The sequence below is a fragment of the Paenibacillus sp. FSL P4-0081 genome, from assembly GCF_000758565.1.
Classification (GTDB): domain Bacteria; phylum Bacillota; class Bacilli; order Paenibacillales; family Paenibacillaceae; genus Paenibacillus_AQ; species Paenibacillus_AQ phytohabitans.
Window position 1 is genome coordinate 6,527,096 of record NZ_CP009280.1, and the last position, 16,686, is coordinate 6,543,781.

15 protein-coding genes are annotated in these 16,686 nt (G+C 52.0%); all 15 read right to left on the bottom strand.

Going from position 1 to position 16,686, the window contains the following annotated elements:
• Positions 1-31: 31 nt before the first annotated feature.
• Positions 32-1,147: a Nif3-like dinuclear metal center hexameric protein gene (locus P40081_RS27870; RefSeq protein ID WP_042139420.1), complete on the bottom strand. Its 1,116-nt coding sequence runs from the start codon at positions 1,145-1,147 to the stop codon at positions 32-34.
• Complete coding sequence (locus tag P40081_RS27875; RefSeq protein WP_042139421.1) at positions 1,123-1,911, bottom strand: tRNA (adenine(22)-N(1))-methyltransferase; 789 nt, start codon at positions 1,909-1,911, stop codon at positions 1,123-1,125. Before P40081_RS27875 ends, P40081_RS27870 begins: the two co-directional genes overlap by 25 nt.
• Entirely contained in the window at positions 1,908-2,732 is an 825-nt protein-coding gene (locus tag P40081_RS27880; RefSeq protein ID WP_042139423.1) for a hypothetical protein, read from the bottom strand. The genes P40081_RS27875 and P40081_RS27880 overlap by 4 nt, the downstream gene beginning before the upstream one ends.
• A 160-nt stretch (positions 2,733-2,892) precedes the next feature.
• Positions 2,893-4,026, bottom strand: coding sequence for an RNA polymerase sigma factor RpoD (gene rpoD, locus P40081_RS27885; protein WP_042139424.1), 1,134 nt, complete (start codon positions 4,024-4,026; stop codon positions 2,893-2,895).
• 40 nt (positions 4,027-4,066) lie between these two features.
• A complete protein-coding gene (dnaG, locus tag P40081_RS27890; RefSeq protein WP_039304434.1) occupies positions 4,067-5,887 on the bottom strand; it encodes a DNA primase in 1,821 nt (606 codons plus the stop codon).
• A 39-nt stretch (positions 5,888-5,926) separates the two neighbouring features.
• Entirely contained in the window at positions 5,927-6,400 is a 474-nt protein-coding gene (locus P40081_RS27895; protein ID WP_042139425.1) for a YaiI/YqxD family protein, read from the bottom strand.
• A 179-nt stretch (positions 6,401-6,579) separates the two neighbouring features.
• Positions 6,580-8,661 carry a glycine--tRNA ligase subunit beta gene (glyS, locus tag P40081_RS27900; protein WP_042139426.1) on the bottom strand — a complete coding sequence of 694 codons (2,082 nt, stop codon included), beginning with the start codon at positions 8,659-8,661 and terminating at the stop codon, positions 6,580-6,582.
• Positions 8,654-9,541 (bottom strand): glycine--tRNA ligase subunit alpha, encoded by an 888-nt coding sequence (gene glyQ / locus P40081_RS27905; RefSeq protein WP_039304138.1) that lies wholly within the window; start codon positions 9,539-9,541, stop codon positions 8,654-8,656. Before glyQ ends, glyS begins: the two co-directional genes overlap by 8 nt.
• A 461-nt stretch (positions 9,542-10,002) precedes the next feature.
• Positions 10,003-10,758 (bottom strand): DNA repair protein RecO, encoded by a 756-nt coding sequence (recO, locus tag P40081_RS27910; RefSeq protein ID WP_042139427.1) that lies wholly within the window; start codon positions 10,756-10,758, stop codon positions 10,003-10,005.
• 36 nt (positions 10,759-10,794) lie between these two features.
• Entirely contained in the window at positions 10,795-10,938 is a 144-nt protein-coding gene (locus tag P40081_RS39545; protein WP_076244089.1) for a YqzL family protein, read from the bottom strand.
• Between the two features lie 107 nt (positions 10,939-11,045).
• Positions 11,046-11,939, bottom strand: coding sequence for a GTPase Era (gene era / locus P40081_RS27915; protein ID WP_039304132.1), 894 nt, complete (start codon positions 11,937-11,939; stop codon positions 11,046-11,048).
• A gap of 844 nt (positions 11,940-12,783) precedes the next feature.
• The gene (locus P40081_RS27920) at positions 12,784-13,203 is read right to left on the bottom strand and encodes a cytidine deaminase (RefSeq protein ID WP_039304130.1); all 420 of its coding nucleotides are present in this window, start codon (positions 13,201-13,203) and stop codon (positions 12,784-12,786) included.
• A gap of 331 nt (positions 13,204-13,534) precedes the next feature.
• Positions 13,535-13,930, bottom strand: a complete 396-nt coding sequence (locus tag P40081_RS27925) for a diacylglycerol kinase family protein (RefSeq protein WP_042139429.1) — start codon at positions 13,928-13,930, stop codon at positions 13,535-13,537.
• Positions 13,930-14,433 carry an rRNA maturation RNase YbeY gene (ybeY, locus tag P40081_RS27930; RefSeq protein WP_042139430.1) on the bottom strand — a complete coding sequence of 168 codons (504 nt, stop codon included), beginning with the start codon at positions 14,431-14,433 and terminating at the stop codon, positions 13,930-13,932. Before ybeY ends, P40081_RS27925 begins: the two co-directional genes overlap by 1 nt.
• Entirely contained in the window at positions 14,405-16,684 is a 2,280-nt protein-coding gene (locus P40081_RS27935) for an HD family phosphohydrolase (RefSeq protein ID WP_042139431.1), read from the bottom strand. The genes ybeY and P40081_RS27935 overlap by 29 nt, the downstream gene beginning before the upstream one ends.
• Positions 16,685-16,686: the final 2 nt, after the last annotated feature.

Genomic DNA, 16,686 nt, shown 5'->3' on the forward strand with positions numbered 1-16,686 from the left:
CACAAGTGTAAATAATTGCAGCCCAGCAAGCTTAGAGGAAATTAAAAGGCTCGGTGTTCAGCTTGGAGGCATGCACCACAGTACTGCACTTATGCTCCGTCAGCTTACCGGCAAGAAATTCCGCTACTTTCTCCTTCATGATCTTCTCCGCGTTATGCCCGGGATCGATCAGTGCGATGCCTGCCAGGTGTGCATCCTGTGCCGTATGGTAATCGATATCACCCGTCACCAGCACATCCGCTCCTTTGAAGATGGCACTGCTGTAATATTTGGCACCAGATCCGCCCATCACAGCTGCCTTGCGGATAGGACGGTTCAGATCGCCGACGACCCGCACATGGCCGACATCCAGACCGCTCTTAACGGTCTCCACGAATTCTCCCAGTGTGGTCGGCTCCTTAAGCTTACCCACTCTTCCGAGGCCGAGGCTGCGGCCCTTGAGGTCCATGGAATAGAGATCATAAGCCACCTCTTCATACGGATGAGCCTTCAGCATCGCCTGCACAACTTTGTTCCGGATCGGATGCGGCACAATGGTCTCAATGCGGATCTCTTCAGCCCGCTCCAGCTTGCCTTGCTTGCCGATATAAGGGTCTGTCCCTTCCTGCGGAATGAAGGTGCCATAGCCCTCAATGTTGAAGCTGCAATGGCTGTAATTGCCGATCCAGCCCGCACCGGCATTCAGAATCGCATCCAGCACCTTCTGATGGTGATCCTTCGGCACAAATACAACGAGCTTGGACAATTGCTCCGTATGAATATCCTTGATCGGTGCACCGTTCTCAATCCCCAGCGCTTCCGCCATCCAGTCGTTCATTCCGCCTTCCGCCACATCCAGATTGGTATGGCTGATATAGACGGCAATGTCGTTTTTGATCAGCTTCTCATACAGCCGGCCCATGGGAGTATCTGTAAGAATGCCTTTGACCGGCCGGAAAATAATCGCGTGATGTGCGATGATCAGATTGCAGCCCTGGGCAATCGCTTCGTCCACGACACTGTCGTTAACATCCAGCGCGACCAGCACGCCTGTGATCTCTTTCTGCAGACTGCCCAGCTGAAGCCCGACATTATCCCATTCCTCCGCCAGATGCTTCGGTGCAAGCTGCTCCATATATCCTATTACAGTCTGTCCTTTGGCAAACATTCCAGCACCTCCGCTATCCGCTTGATCTGTGCACTGATCTTACTGCGCTTCTCTTCTGCCGCCTCCAGCTCCGAACGCGATAATGAGGTCAGGATACCTTCCAGCTTAGAGATTTCCCCCTGCCACTTCGCCATGAACACTTCATTCGGCGCTTGCAGCAGCCAAGGGCCCATCTGCAGCAGCAGACCCTGATCAAGGGCCACCTTGCCGCCGGCGAGCGTTTGTTCCCGGTACAGCTGTTCATTCGTCCGGCCAGCTTCAGTGCCTTCAGGGACCGCTGTCAGGATCTCATAAGTTTTGCCGTCTTCCTCCAAAATATGCTCCGAGATCAGCACCCAGCCGTTACCAAGCAGCCAGCGGCGCAGAATATCCTCGCCCACATTGGGCTGCAGCGCAAGTGTCTTCACCCCTGCCAGCTTCCCCAGTTGCCGGCCGCGTTCAAGAATAGCAGCGATTAGCGATCCGCCCATGCCGGCAATTGTGATGCAGTCTGCTTCCCCCGGCTCCAGCACTTCCAGTCCGTCTCCACGCCGTACAGCAATCTGCTTGCTGAGGCCTGCTTCGGCTACACCTCTGCCTGCTGCTTCATACGGTCCCAGGTTCACTTCCCCGGCAATTGCCGACGGCACACGCCCGCTCATCACTGCAGCAACAGGCAGCAAGGCGTGATCTGAACCAATATCAGCAAGCCTGCTTCCTTCCGGCACCTGCTCCAGCAATCGCTGAAGCCGGTCTGATAATTTTACGTTGTTTACGTTATTCATGAGGCCACCCACGTTATCCATTTTTTTCTGAAGACGAACAGCAGCGCTAAGCCAACAGCGATCTTCAGTATTAATACAAGCGAAGTCCATTCCGGGAATCCCGATCTGAGCCACAGCGCATCGATTTCCGGCATCAGCCAGAGTGAAACGCCGACGCCCAGGTACACACCCGAGACCCCGCTAACCCGGTGATACAAAAGCCAGCTGAGCCAGATCATCAGCACACAGAGCGGAAGCCAGAGCAGTTCCAGCATGAGAATGGAAGCATCCGGCCTCGCCTGGCCGAAGAATCCCGCGTACAGCAGGGCCCAAAAGGCAAAACCGCAAAAATGAAGGAGTCCGATACGCAAAAAGAAGCCAAGTACACACCATAGAAGACCGCAGGCTGCAATCAGCAAAGGTCTCCAAAAGTCCGGATCCAGATCATGCAGAGCAATTAACCATAGCCCGAACCCAAGGGTTAACACGCTGCCGATTCCTGCCAGCACCAGACTGATCATCTTGTTGCGGTCCTGATAAATAGCAGAATAGCCATAACATACAATTAATACACAGAGCGCCGTGGCAAGTTGCAAAGGCCAGGGAAAAACGCTAAAATAAAGACTAATCAAGAAAATCAAGGAAATTATTCCAAAACCAAACAGCCATATTTTGATGCTTCCCTGTTGGAGATTCCGCAGCGACACCGGATTGCTATCCTTAATTTCTGCTTGATCATCATACAGGTTGGTCAGGAAGTCACAATATTGCTCCGGCAGCAGCTTGCTTCTTCTCCAGTACTGAATTTCTCTTAAAATAGTGTCACGTTTCTCCAAATTCAACGGCTCATCCCTCTTTCCAGATCCTGCCTCTGACCTGTTACATAACCCCCACACAGTGGGGCTTTAGCTTCGATGATGACTCAGGTACTTTGCGGGGACCCCCAGAATATACACAAAGGACCTCCTGCCACCGTGCAGCAGAAGGTCCGGCCTTATACGTCTATTCGAGGAAATCCTTCAACCGCTTACTGCGGCTCGGGTGACGCAGCTTGCGCAGTGCTTTGGCTTCAATCTGGCGGATACGCTCGCGGGTAACACCGAACACCTTACCCACTTCTTCGAGGGTTCTCGTCCGTCCGTCATCCAGTCCGAAGCGCAGGCGAAGCACGTTCTCTTCACGCTCGGTGAGCGTGTCCAGCACATCCTCCAGCTGTTCCTTCAGCAGCTCATAAGCCGCTGCATCCGCAGGCGCAAGCGCCTCCTGATCCTCAATGAAATCTCCCAGATGCGAATCATCTTCCTCACCGATTGGTGTTTCCAGTGATACCGGCTCTTGGGCAATCTTCATGATTTCCCGAACCTTCTCAACGGTCAGTTCCATCTCAGCCGCTATCTCTTCCGGCGAAGGCTCACGTCCCAGCTCCTGCAGCAATTGGCGGGAGACCCGGATCAATTTGTTGATGGTTTCCACCATGTGCACAGGAATACGGATCGTACGTGCCTGGTCGGCAATCGCGCGGGTAATCGCCTGACGAATCCACCAGGTAGCATAGGTACTGAATTTGAAGCCTTTATTGTGGTCAAATTTCTCAACGGCCTTGATCAGACCCATGTTGCCTTCCTGAATCAAGTCCAGGAACAGCATGCCGCGTCCGACATAACGTTTGGCGATACTGACTACGAGCCGCAGGTTCGCTTCAGCAAGTCTCCGCTTCGCTTCCTCGTCACCATTCTTGATTCTCATTGCCAGTTCCACTTCATCGTCAGCCGATAACAGCGGAACACGCCCGATTTCCTTCAGATACATCCGGACGGGGTCGTTGATCTTGATGCCCGGAGGCAGCGACAGATCATCGTCGAAGCTGAAATCATCGCTGTCTTTGTCCTCATTCTCCTCACTTGGCCGGAGGCTGTTAACCTCTTCATCATTCTCATTCACAACTTCGATCCCCAGATCGCTCAGCTGCTCGTAGAATTCCTCCATCTGCTCGGGGTCTTGATCAAACGGCGATAATTTCTCCATAATATCTTTGTAGTTCAATGATGATCTTTTCTTACCATGGTCAATAAGCTGGTCCTTAACCTGATCCAGAGTAAATTCCGCTTCCAGTTCAGTATGCTGATCGTTCGCCATAATTCGACTCCCTCCTCCCTAGGTACATCCTGTCAATGTCTCATTGTCTCTCTAGGGCTAAAATTTCACTTGCTATTTGTGCTGCACGCAAAAAGTCACCGGATTTTTCCGCCTGAATCATCTCTTCACGCTTGGGTTCTATTTTGCGCTGCAGAGGATACTTCTGCACTTCACGAATACAATCGTCCAGAACCTGGGTATTCCAGTCCGGAGGGGTATCCATCATGGAGATCGCCGTAGCAGTCTTCTCCAGACGGTCATCCTGAAGCGATGATAGAAACCGGCTGATGCCGGGTGGTTTGCCTTGCGCATAATAGGCATATAGATAAGCGGCAATTGCCGCATGATCATCAATATTGAACTCTTCCCCGAGGCGTTCGCCCACATAGGCCGCCGCTTCCGGATCTTGAATCATCAGTGATAAAAGGCGCCGTTCCGCAACATGGTAAGCAGGCAGCAGTGTAGGTGTCTGCACTTGCCCTTTTTTATGCCTACCATTATTCCACCTTTTGTCGTTATTATCCCCTTCGGGAATGTTTTTTTGCATGGACGCCCGAAGTAAATTGCAATCCTGCTTCAAGCTGTCATAGGACAGCTCCAGCTCGGAGGCGATTTCCCTCAGATATACCTCACGCTCCGTCGAAGAATGGAGTCCGGCAATAATCTCCAGAGCCTCCTTGACATAGGCAATTTTGCCGTCTTCCTCTAGGAGTATATGGTTTTTTTTCAGATATATAAGCTTAAATTTTATGGATGATACGGCGGAGTCAATCACCTGTTCCCTGAATCTGTCCCCGCCATGCCGGTTGATGAATTCATCGGGGTCCAGGCCGCTCGGGAGCAGCGCAACCTTAACTCTCAGCCCGCTTTCTTCGAGCAGCGGAATGGCCTTAAGTGCGGCAGCTTGTCCCGCCTTATCTCCGTCATAGGAGAGAACAATCTCATCCCCCAGGCTTTTCATCAGCGCCACATGGCCCTCGGTGAGCGATGTACCCATGGTCGCCACCCCGTTATGCACACCTGCATCCCAAGCCGAAATGACATCACCGTATCCCTCGAATAGGACGATTTGCCGCGTTTTGCGGATGGATGCTTTGGCCTGGTGCAAATTGTACAGGATCCGGCTTTTGTTGAATAACCGGCTCTCCGGGGAATTCAGGTATTTCGGCTGCCCCTCACCGAATATTCTTCCGGCAAAGGCGATGGTCTTGCCCATGCGGTTAGCAATCGGAAAAATGACCCGGCCGCGGAAACGGTCCAGATAACCCTTGCCTTCCCCCCGGGCAGACAGCAGTCCGCCCTTCTCCATCTCGGCGAGATCAAAGCTCCGTTTCTCCAGAAACTGCAGCAGTGTATCCCAACGGTCCGGCGCATAGCCAATTTGAAACTGGTCAATCATTCTATCGCTGAAACCCCGGGTTCTTAAATAATCCATGGCGGCTGTGCCGTATTCCGTGTTCTTCAGCAGATAATGATAATACTTCGCCGATAAATCATACGCCTGAATCAGCCGGTCCCGCTCTGGATCGGGTGGAGCGAGCGCTCCCCCTCTGCCCTCGGGCACGGGTATATCACTTTCTTCCGCCATTATTCTGACTGCTTCGGGAAAGGATAATCCTTCGATCTCCATCCTGAACTTGATGGCATTTCCGCCCATACCGCAGCCAAAGCAATGAAAAACTCCCCGGTCAGGGGTGACGGTGAAGGAAGGGGATTTCTCCGAATGGAACGGGCAGAGGCCCCATAAATATTTCCCCTGCTTGGACAAATGGACAACCTTACCGACTGTATCGACAATATCATGCCGCGCCAGCACGCTTTCGATAACCTCTTCCGGAATATTACCGTGTCCGCTAGCCACATTAGCCACCTTCATCTCTTAACAAATAAATATAATTCGCTACAGCTGTACATTCTCCTGCAAAAAAGTTAAAAGTTTTGTCAGTTTATGTTGAAAATAAATTTTTTCCTCTGCGGTAATCGCTTTTGGACCCTTGGAATAGTGGCCTCGCCTGCGTTCTACCGCCCGGGCATGCCTGCCCTCCAGCATAAAATCCATTTTGGAATCCTCATACTCCTGCCCCCGGTTCGAGAGCACCCTGCAGCGTTTGCCCAGCGCCAGCGCCGCAAGTCCATAATCCTGCGTAATTACGACATCTCCCGCAGAAATATGATTGGCGATATACAAATCGGCACTGTCAGCTCCCCGGTCCACCTGGACAACCGTGACACCCTCCTCAGCTTTGAGCACATGATCGTAAGAAGAAACCATCAGCACCGGTATCCCAAAGCTGCGGGCCACAGCATTAATCTCCTGTTTGACCGGACAAGCATCCCCATCAACGACGATCTTTCTTTCCTGGGACCTTACCATGATTCTCACCAAATTCCCGTGTAATATATATACGCTCCGCTTGGCAGAAATCCTTCTTTGTAAAGCATAAATACGGAACGAATGTCAACTTACGCATTGGCACCGTTCCGTATATTTATACCCTAAACCCTCAATCTATACCATAAGTCATAAACATTAGCTGAATTTTCAATCCTTGATTACCACACCAGCTTGCCGAAATCGGCAAATAATCTGGAATCCGCGTTAATGCCGGACAAGAGTGCCAGACGGTTAGCGCGAACCGCCTCGTCTTCAGCCATGACCATAACGGAATCGAAGAATCCGGTAACGGCATCCTTCAGCCCCGACAGAATCTGCAGTGCTTCTGCGGCATGCAAGGCAGCCAGAGCTTCGCGGTAAGGAGCATGAATACTCTGCCAAGTCTGATACAGCTTCTGTTCGGCTTCTTCTTTGAGCAGAGAAGGGTCGATTACCGTTCCTTCGGCAGCTTTGGCCGCCAGATTGCTGACGCGGGTCAGGGAATCCACAGTGATTTTGAAATCAGCTACGTCTGATACTGCATTCATAAGCGCAAGACTTCTGCCTACTACGTCAACGATATCATCGAAACCGGCAGCAATAGCTGCATCCACAACATCATAGCGGACATTGTTGTCGGATAATAGGCGTTTGACGCGCAGACCAAAGAACTCGTAAAGGTTTATACGCAGCTCAGGGGTGAAATGTTTCTCTGAACGTAAACTTTCATGAACTTCCAGCGCTGCAGCGAAAATTTCCTGCAAACTGATACTGAGCTGATGCTCCAGTACAATTTGCACAATTCCTGCCGCCTGACGGCGTAGCGCATAAGGGTCCTGGGAACCGGTCGGGATGATCCCGATCGAGAAACAGCCTACAATCGTATCGATTTTATCGGCAAGGCTGACTACCAGACCTGCCTCCGTTGAAGGAACGGCATCCCCTGCGAAACGCGGCTGATAGTGCTCGAAGATCGCTTTGGATACATTGTCAGCTTCACCGGCCTTACGGGCATAATCCTCACCCATTGTACCCTGCAGCTCAGGGAACTCGCCCACCATTTGCGTAACCAGGTCGAATTTGCAGATATCCGCAGTCCGGCTGACTTCAGCTGCGGCACTTGCCGGCAGCGCAAGCTTCACAGCCAGACGGTCAGCGATGGCACGGATGCGGCGCACTTTATCCCCTACACTGCCCAGCTCTTCGTGATAGACGATATTCTCCAGCTTGGCCAGCGCATCGTTAATCTGCAGCTTCTGGTCCTCTTCATAAAAGAACTTGGCATCCTGCAGCCGGGCGCGCAGCACCTTCTCGTTACCCTTGGCAATTACGTCCAGCGATACGGCATTCCCGTTACGGACAGTTACGAAGAACGGAAGAAGATTGCCGTCTTCGCCGAACACCGGGAAGTAACGCTGATGCTCGCGCATAGAAGTAATCAGCACATCCTGCGGAATGTTCAGGAAAGCAGGGTCGAATGTACCGAACAAGACGGTCGGTGTTTCTACCAGGAACAGCACTTCTTCGAGCAGATCTTCCTTAATCGCAATCTTCCAGCTCTTCTCTTCGGCGAGCTTGTTGATTCCGCTAAGGATCAGCTCTTCGCGTTCCTTCACATCTACGAGCACATGCTGGCTGCGCAGAGCTTCGGCATACAGGGCAGGTTCAGCGATAACTGCTTCTTCTCCGAGGAAACGGTGGCCGCGGCTCACATTGCCGGCTTTGACTCCGGTAATCGTAAGGTCAATAATCTCCTGACCGAAGAGCGCGACCATCCAGCGGATTGGCCGGACAAATTTGAAATCATAAGCGCCCCAGCGCATATTTTTCGGGAAAGTCATGGCATTGACAATACCTGTAAGACCTTCAGAGAGCAGGGAAGCTGTCTCAATCCCGGTGCTGCTCTTGGTGGCATAGATGTATTCTACGCCCGCCAGTTCCTTGAAGGTAAACTGCTCCGGCGCAACGCCCTGGCTGCGGGCAAATCCAAGTGCCGCCTTGCTCCACTCGCCGCTTGCGTCCAGTGCGATTTTACGGGACGGGCCTTTGACTTCTTCACTCACATCTTCCTGCCGCTCAGCAGCATCCTTCACCAGTACAGCAAGACGGCGCGGTGTTGCAAATGCGGTAACGCCATTGTGGCTGATCCGCGAGGCTTCGAGCCATTTGGCTGTTCTATCCTTCAACTGTTCCATGGCGGCGCGGATGAAGCGGGCCGGAATTTCCTCGAGACCGATCTCGAACAAAATGTCTTTAGACAAGGTCAGCACCTTCTTTCTTCAGCAGCGGGAAGCCGAGCTTCTCGCGTTCCTCCAGATATGTTGCCGCTACGGTGCGGGCAAGATTACGCACTCTTGTGATGAATCCCGTACGTTCGGTTACACTGATCGCTCCGCGCGCATCCAGAAGGTTGAAGGTATGCGAGCATTTCAGCACATAGTCATAGGCGGGGAAAACCAAATGGTTCTCCATCGCTCTGCGCGCTTCCTCTTCGTAGGTGTTGAACAGGGTGAACAGCATTTTGACATCGGAAACTTCAAAAGTATACGTGGAATGCTCCACCTCCGGCTGATGGAACACATCACCGTAAGTCATTCCGTCTACCCATTCCAGGTCGAATACATTTTCCTTATCCTGAATGTAGGAGGCAAGACGCTCCATACCGTAAGTAATCTCCACCGCTACCGGGCTGGCTTCAATTCCCCCTACCTGCTGGAAGTAGGTAAATTGCGTGATTTCCATTCCGTCCAGCCACACTTCCCAGCCGAGGCCTGCACAGCCCAGTGACGGATTCTCCCAGTTGTCTTCGACAAACCGCACGTCATGCAGCAGGGGATCTACGCCCAGTGCCTTCAAGCTATCCAGATACAGCTCCTGAATATTGTCCGGGGACGGCTTGATGATGACCTGGAACTGGTGATGCTGGTACAGGCGGTTCGGGTTCTCCCCGTAACGGCCGTCTGACGGACGGCGTGAAGGCTCGACATAAGCGACCTTCCAGGGCTCCGGACCGAGTGACCGCAAAAAGGTCATGGGATTCATCGTGCCCGCCCCTTTTTCCGTATCATACGGCTGGACGAGAATACAGTTCTGGGCTGCCCAGAACTGCTGCAGTGTCAGAATCATCTGCTGAAAGTTCATACTACCGACTCCTTCGCTTTACAAGTGTGTACTGCCTCTTTACTTATGACTGGCTCTTGCTGCTGCGCGATGGAGGCGGTCACCGGCTTCTTTCTGTATCCCTGCGGCAGGTTATGGAGAGTATATCCTTCATAAGTCCGCCACAAGGCAAAAAAGCTCCCGCCCCCATGCCTGATTAACAGACATAGGGACGAGAGCCTGAATTCTTCTCCCGCGGTTCCACCCTACTTGATTACGCTACGCGAAATCCACTTTTCATTCTGCCGCTTCCGTACTCCCGGGCGCCATGTTCATGAACGTTGTCCTGCCAGGCTTCCACTATCCCCGGCTCGCTGAAGCGACAAATCGATTCATTACTTTCCCGATCGCTGCACTCTCTCCATGTCTGGAGCAATCACGGCATTCCTATAAATTGCTGTAAAAAGAAACTGAACTTATAGTAACGGATAATTCGCATTTCGTCAAATATTGTATTTATCAAGCTGATCGAGGAAACTCTGCGATTTCAGCCGGAGCCCCAGCTGCATATCCATAAATGCCCGCATAATGGCCTTGAGCTCTGCGCGTGTCTCTGGCTTCACATCCACATTGCCAAGTCTGGTCAGATCAAGTAGTGCGAATAGACGCAGCAGCTTCAGTGCACGCGGAGAAATCTCCATCGCGGGAGGATCATTATGCCGGCAGCTGCGGCAGATTACACCGCCAAGAAGCGGACTGATTCTAAGCTCCTCATCCGGCTTGTCCATATCGCAGACTACACAGGTATCAAGCTGCGGGCCATAGCCTGCCGCCTGCAGCACTTTCATTTCAAAAACATTTATGATGATGCCGGGCTCTTTGTCTTCTTCAAGTGCATTCAGGCAGGCGCTTAATTGACGGAACCAAAAGCTTCCCGTCTCTTCATCATGCAGTACCCGGTCAAGCAGCTCGCAGGCATAGGATGCATACGCCGCTTTGACAAGATCCTCACGCAGCGGATGATGGGACTTCGTGATCTCCCCGGCATTCAGTGTTCCGAGTCCTCCATTGTTACGGAAAAATACAAATTCTCCTGTTGTGAACAACTGGATCAGGGCAGCATGGCGGCTTTTCACCTTCTTGGCGCCCCGTACCAGAACACCTACTTTACCGGCGTTCTCGGTGCAAAGCGTAATAATTGCGTTCCCTTCGCCGTAGTCCATGCTGCGGATGACGATCCCTTCCACCCTGTATAGCATGCCTCTTCTCCCAACCACTCGGCAAGCAACCAGTCCTTATTGTGCTTCTTCATCAGTGACCATCTCTTCCTCCGCCGGCAGCGGTCCGCTGCTCTCCGGCGAATCCCCAGCTTCTCTGTACAGCAAATAAGCATCGACATCTCCAGTCATTGCAAAATACTTCCACGAAAAGTTCCGCATTCGTATTCATCCTTTCTTCGGAAACACGATGTCTCTTCAGAAGTAGGATGTACGAAGCTCAGGGATCTATCCTTGCAATTCCTGCCAAGTAGAAGCGGAGGGAAGGTTTATTGGTCTTTATGGAAGCCCAAATCCCGCAGTACGCGGTCCTGATTGCGCCAGTCTTTTTTCACTTTTACCCATAGTTCCAGGAAAATCTTCGAACCCAGCAGGTTCTCAATATCCGTCCGCGCACGCCGTCCGACTTCCTTCAGCAGGGCACCCTGCTTGCCGATAATGATCCCCTTCTGGGAATCGCGCTCCACAAAAATAACCGCTGAAATATGCACTACGCCATTCGGTTCAACGCTCATGTCCTCAATCGCCACCGCAATGGAATGCGGCACCTCTTCGCGGGTCAGATGCAGAATCTTCTCGCGGATCAGCTCCGCACAGACGAATTGCTCCGGGTGATCGGTAATCTGGTCGTCCGGATAATACTGCGGGCCTTCCGGCAGATACTTCTGCACCTGCTCCAGCAGCGTATTGACATTGCTGCCCATTTTGGCAGAAATCGGCACGATCTCGGCGAACTCATGCAGCTTGTTGTATTCGGTAATCATCGGAAGCAGCGCTTCGGGCTCGATTTTGTCAATCTTGTTCATCACGAGAATGACCGGCGTCTTGATGGAGTTCAGCTGTTCCGCAATATAACGGTCACCGCCGCCCATGCCCTCAGAAGCATCCACCAGGAACAACACAGCCTCCACTTCATGCAGGGTGCTCATCGCTGTCTGGTTCATGTAATCGCCCAGCTTCGACTGTCTTTTATGGATACCCGGTGTGTCCAGGAATACGATCTGCGAATTATTGGCTGTATATACCCCGTGAATTTTGTTTCTGGTGGTCTGCGGCTTGTCCGACATAATGGCGATCTTCTGGCCAATCACCTGGTTCATAAGTGTCGATTTGCCTACGTTCGGTCTGCCGATAATGGCGACAAACCCTGATTTGAATTTCATATAATCCTCCTATTTATCTTACAACTTGGTCAAAAACGTTCATAACATTTTAGATCAATCTGGAAACCTTGATACTAGGTCAAAAGCGTTTCAATCAAAAACGTTTCAAAACCCTACGATCCCCCTAAGTCCCCCTTCGCCAAGGGGGACCCCAAGGGCCCCGGCCCTCTGGACACCCGGAATTGGCGTGGGCACAGCGTCCGGCGCGTGGAAGGGGGATTGGAGCAGGAGCGCTTACGTTCCCTGCGGGAACACGCTTTACTGCGGCGCAATAAGTGACTGACACGCTATACTGCGGCGCGGAAAAGACTGGTTACTTGAACAACCCAAAGCTTGGTCAAAAACAATACTTCCAAATCTTTTCGATCCCCCTAAGTCCCCCTTCGCCAAGGGGGACCCCAAGGGCCCCGGCCCTCTGGACACCCGGAACTGGCGTGGTCGCAGCGTTCGGCACGAGGAAAGCGGGGTTGGAGCATGAGCGCTTACGTTCTCTGCGGGAACACGCTTTACTGCGGCGCAATAAGTGACTGACACGCTATACTGCGGCGCGGAAAAGACTGGTTACTTGAACACCTAAACCATACTTGAACCCTCTAAAACAAACTTAATTGTATTTTGTACACTTATTCTGTTTAGAACCAGAGACTCTACAGGTTTAAATGTATTTCGTACAACTATTTCCTCAATGAGAGGCTGTTATTGGACAAACTAGCAAATATAGTTGTACTTTTTGCAGTTATATCGAAGTTTAGCGGATTTAGCGGGATTTTAATTGTACAAAATACAATTAAACTATGATCACAGGCATAATTAAACCCAACTAAATACTTCACCTGTCTTGCTGCTACTCCGGAGCCTGACCCTGCTCCAGGTCCGCAGGACCGAACGCGCCGGGCAGCAGGTCGCGCACTGTAGTCTCCACGATGTCGCCCTTCAGGTTGCCGAGAATGACCGGCATATCAGGGCCGCACAGCTCAACCATTACCTGACGGCAGACGCCGCAAGGCGAGACAGGTCCGTCCGTATCCGCGACTACAGCGATAGCCCGGAAGGTACCAGGCTTATGCCCGTCCGCAATCGCACGAAACATAGCGGTCCGTTCCCCGCAGTTGGTCGGTCCGTAGGCAGCATTCTCAATATTACAGCCGTGGTGAACATTCCCGTCCTGGTCCAGCAGTGCAGCGCCGACCCCGAAACGGGAATAAGGTATATATGCATTGGCTCTTGCCTTGATCGCTTCCTGAAGAAGTAGAGCAGAATCCATAGTTGTCCTCCTAAAAGTTTTGTGAGCATATACTTCTCTGATTAGTCTTCTTACAAAACTCACTTCGTAAGCATGGACCTAGTTTTGTGAGCATATCCTACTTCGATTAGTCTTCGTACAAAACTCACTTCGTAAGCATAACCTTAGTTTTGTGAGCATCCACCACTTCGGTTATTCTTCGTCTAAAACCCGCTTTATAAGCATGCACCGCATCCATTATTCTTCGTACACTACCGGCCGCTTAAACGTGGCCTGGTATTGTGGTTCTAAGTAAAGATGACGGAGCGCACAAAGCGGATCCGCCTCTCCCTAAGCTGAAGTTGTAAACTGATTATGACATAAGACTTGTGATCCAGTCCATCACGGGATGATAAAAAACATAGATTCCCGTAATAACAGCAAACACCGCCGTAAGCAGTACAGCTCCTGCGGCGGTATCTTTGGCCTTCTTGGCCAAGGGATGAATCTCCGGCGACACCAGGTCAATCGTCGCTTCAATCGCCGTATTCAGCAGCTCGGCGGTCAGCACCAGCGTAATCGCCAGAAGCAGCAGCATCCAGCTTGACAGGGGGAGCCTGAATACTGCGGCGGCAGCCAGTACAATAACAGCGAGGCCGCTGTGCACCTTCATATTCAGCTCCGACCGGAAAGCCGCAGCAATGCCATGAGCCGCAAAGCGAAAAGAATGCCAGAATTTTTTGTGGCCGACCGCCGTGTTCTTGACCATTAGCGTGTCAACCCGACCTGAGCCAGAACATTCTCCTGCTTAGACATCATCTCGGCCTCAGATTCCGGATCCTGATGGTCATATCCCAGCAAATGCAGGAAACCGTGGACGAACAGGAAGCCCAGCTCGCGCTCCAGCGAATGTCCATATTCCAGCGCCTGCTCTTGCGCACGCGTTACGGAGATAATGATATCTCCGAGCACGTTAGGTACTTCCTCCAGCACCTCGCCCTCACCATTGGGCACAGCATATATAATTTCCGGCTCATCTTCTCCGGTCTCATTCATCGCGAAGGACAGCACGTCCGTTGGACGGTCGATTCCCCGGTACTCCAGATTCAGCTCATGGATGCGTTCGTTATTAACGAAGGTAAGATCCACTTCACCCTCATCGATTCCTTCAGCGCTGCCCGCTTTCTGCAGAATGATCTCCAGCATGGCGATCAGCTCGCCGTTAATCTCATGCTCTTCCTGTTCATTGCTCCAAACGACGCTCAGGCTCATTTTTGATGGCCCCTTCCTCTTTTTTGGGCTTGCGCACATCCTCGGGGTACTCAATCCGGGAATGGAAAATGCCCATTACAGTCTCTTTAAGTGTCCGTGCAATAATGTCCAGCTCTTTGATGGTCAGGTCGCATTCATCAAACTGATGGTCATCCAGCCGGCTTTTGATAATCTTCTCGATCATCGTTTCTACCTGCACGACAGTAGGCTTGCGGAGGGAGCGGACCGCGGCCTCCACACTGTCGGCGATACCAACCACTGCAGATTCCTTCGACTGTGCCTTCGGTCCCGGATAACGGAAGTCCTCCTCCGTGAAGTCGGGCTCCACACCCTTCTCCTCCGCAATCTTCAGTGCTTTATGATAAAAATAATGCAGGAATGTCGTGCCGTGATGCTGCTCCGCGATATCGCGGATCGGCTTCGGCAGCTTGTACTCCTTCTGCATCTCCACCCCGTCACGGGCGTGAGCCACAATGATGGATTTGCTCAGCTTGGGCTCAATCGAATCATGCGGGTTCTCCATATTGTTCTGGTTCTCAATGAAATAGAACGGCCGTTTCGTCTTGCCGATATCATGATAATACGAACCCACCCGGCACAGCAGGCCGTCTGCACCGATCGCTTCAGCAGCGGCCTCGGATAAGTTCCCGACCATAACACTGTGATGGTACGTTCCCGGTGTCTCCGTAAGCAGCTTGCGCAGCAGCGGATGATTCGGGTTAGACAATTCGACGAGCTTCAGCGCCGACAGGATGCCGAACGTGGCTTCGAAGAATGGCATCAGGCCGATTACCAGCACGGCAGTCAGCAGGCCGCTGGCAAACGCGAACCCGATGGAATACAGCGTCTGCGTCTCATTCCACACGCCACCGCCCAGCATGGTCAGTATAGCTACCGTCAGGCAGCCGAACAGGGAGACCATAATACCGCCCTTCAGGAGGGTAGAGCGCTGTCCTGCCCGGTGAGTGGAGAAAATGGCCACATAGCTCACAATAAGTGCAAAGAAGCCGAAAGTGAAATCAAATACGGTGTTCTGCTGCACATTCAGAATGATACTGGCAAGAACGCTGAACAGAATGGAACAGAAATAAGCCAAGGTCATATCCAGCAGCATTGAGATCAGCATCGCACCTATCGCTACCGGAGCCAGGAAGCCTATATACGTCCGGACATCCGTCTGCAGGAATGCCGCAAGCTTCATCATAATAATTGTAATTATAAACACCAGCACCAGCATGAGCAGCTGGGAGTTATTATACTTGAAACCGGATGTACCGCCGTTATAGCGGATGAATGTCATCAGGCCAAAAGACAGCAGCACGGAGAGCAGCAGCAGTCCGAATTGCGGCCAATAATTAACTTCTTTGCTCAAGAGGCCGTTCTCGTCCAGCAGGGCATACAGTTCCGGAGTAATCTCCTGGTTCTTGGCGACCAGCACATCCCCCTGCTCGATGAATACATCAGGTGTATTCTGGCGGGCCAGCACCTTCGCTTCCTTGGTCGCATCCTCATCGTAGAACTTGTTGCTTGTAATGACCAGCCGCACCAGCTCCTGCACAACCTCACGGGCGGTCCGCTGGCTCAGCGAACTGACACTGACCTGCTCTGCCACCTTAGCTCGCGCGGTCTGGGCGTCAGTAATCTGGTCATTCATCAGTTTGGTGACAATATCCCGGGCAACAGGCTTCATCTCAATGATATCCTGGGAGGTTAGCCGCGGAATTTTAATATACGTTTCTTCAGGAATCACATAGGCCTGGTCCTTGATGACCGACTGCATTTCAGCGAGCAGATGCTCCGAATACGTTCCGGCTTTACTGCTGGCAGCAACAAAATTAAGAATAAAATCGTTGGCCCGCCGCGGAATTTCCTCACGGTAGATCGTCGTCTTATCGCTTTGCGAAATCGTATCATCCTGATTCAGCCGGTCAATCCGGTCGAGCAGCAGGGTTACTAGATTTTCAGCCCGCATGGGTATAATTGCATACCGGTTAGTTACATTCTCGGCCGCCTCTTCCTGGGCTTTCAGCTTGGCATTGGTGTCCGGGATTTGCTTGGGCGCCGTGATTTCCTTGGCACTGCGTGTACCCTCTTTGATATCGTACTTTTTGGGCAGCAGATCAGAGGACAGGCTGAAGTAGAAAACAAGCCCCAATAACAGGAAAAGAGCATAGCGCGAGACCGCGCTATACTTCCACCCGTTAGTGCTATATACAAATCCGCTTAATTTCGATGGTTGCTTTGAAGCCATGA

Bases quoted from the DNA above. Each gene is read 5' to 3' on its own strand.
- rpoD (WP_042139424.1), bottom strand. From the start codon at position 4,026: ATGGCGAACGATCAGCATACTGAACTGGAAGCGGAATTTACTCTGGAT.
- P40081_RS27875 (WP_042139421.1), bottom strand. From the start codon at position 1,911: ATGAATAACGTAAACAACGTAAAATTATCAGACCGGCTTCAGCGATTG.
- glyQ (WP_039304138.1), bottom strand. From the start codon at position 9,541: ATGAACTTTCAGCAGATGATTCTGACACTGCAGCAGTTCTGGGCAGCC.
- P40081_RS27870 (WP_042139420.1), bottom strand. From the start codon at position 1,147: ATGTTTGCCAAAGGACAGACTGTAATAGGATATATGGAGCAGCTTGCA.
- P40081_RS27935 (WP_042139431.1), bottom strand. From the start codon at position 16,684: ATGGCTTCAAAGCAACCATCGAAATTAAGCGGATTTGTATATAGCACT.
- ybeY (WP_042139430.1), bottom strand. From the start codon at position 14,433: ATGAGCCTGAGCGTCGTTTGGAGCAATGAACAGGAAGAGCATGAGATT.
- recO (WP_042139427.1), bottom strand. From the start codon at position 10,758: ATGCTATACAGGGTGGAAGGGATCGTCATCCGCAGCATGGACTACGGC.
- era (WP_039304132.1), bottom strand. From the start codon at position 11,939: ATGAAATTCAAATCAGGGTTTGTCGCCATTATCGGCAGACCGAACGTA.
- P40081_RS27920 (WP_039304130.1), bottom strand. From the start codon at position 13,203: ATGGATTCTGCTCTACTTCTTCAGGAAGCGATCAAGGCAAGAGCCAAT.
- P40081_RS27925 (WP_042139429.1), bottom strand. From the start codon at position 13,930: ATGGTCAAGAACACGGCGGTCGGCCACAAAAAATTCTGGCATTCTTTT.
- P40081_RS27895 (WP_042139425.1), bottom strand. From the start codon at position 6,400: ATGGTAAGGTCCCAGGAAAGAAAGATCGTCGTTGATGGGGATGCTTGT.
- P40081_RS39545 (WP_076244089.1), bottom strand. From the start codon at position 10,938: ATGCGGAACTTTTCGTGGAAGTATTTTGCAATGACTGGAGATGTCGAT.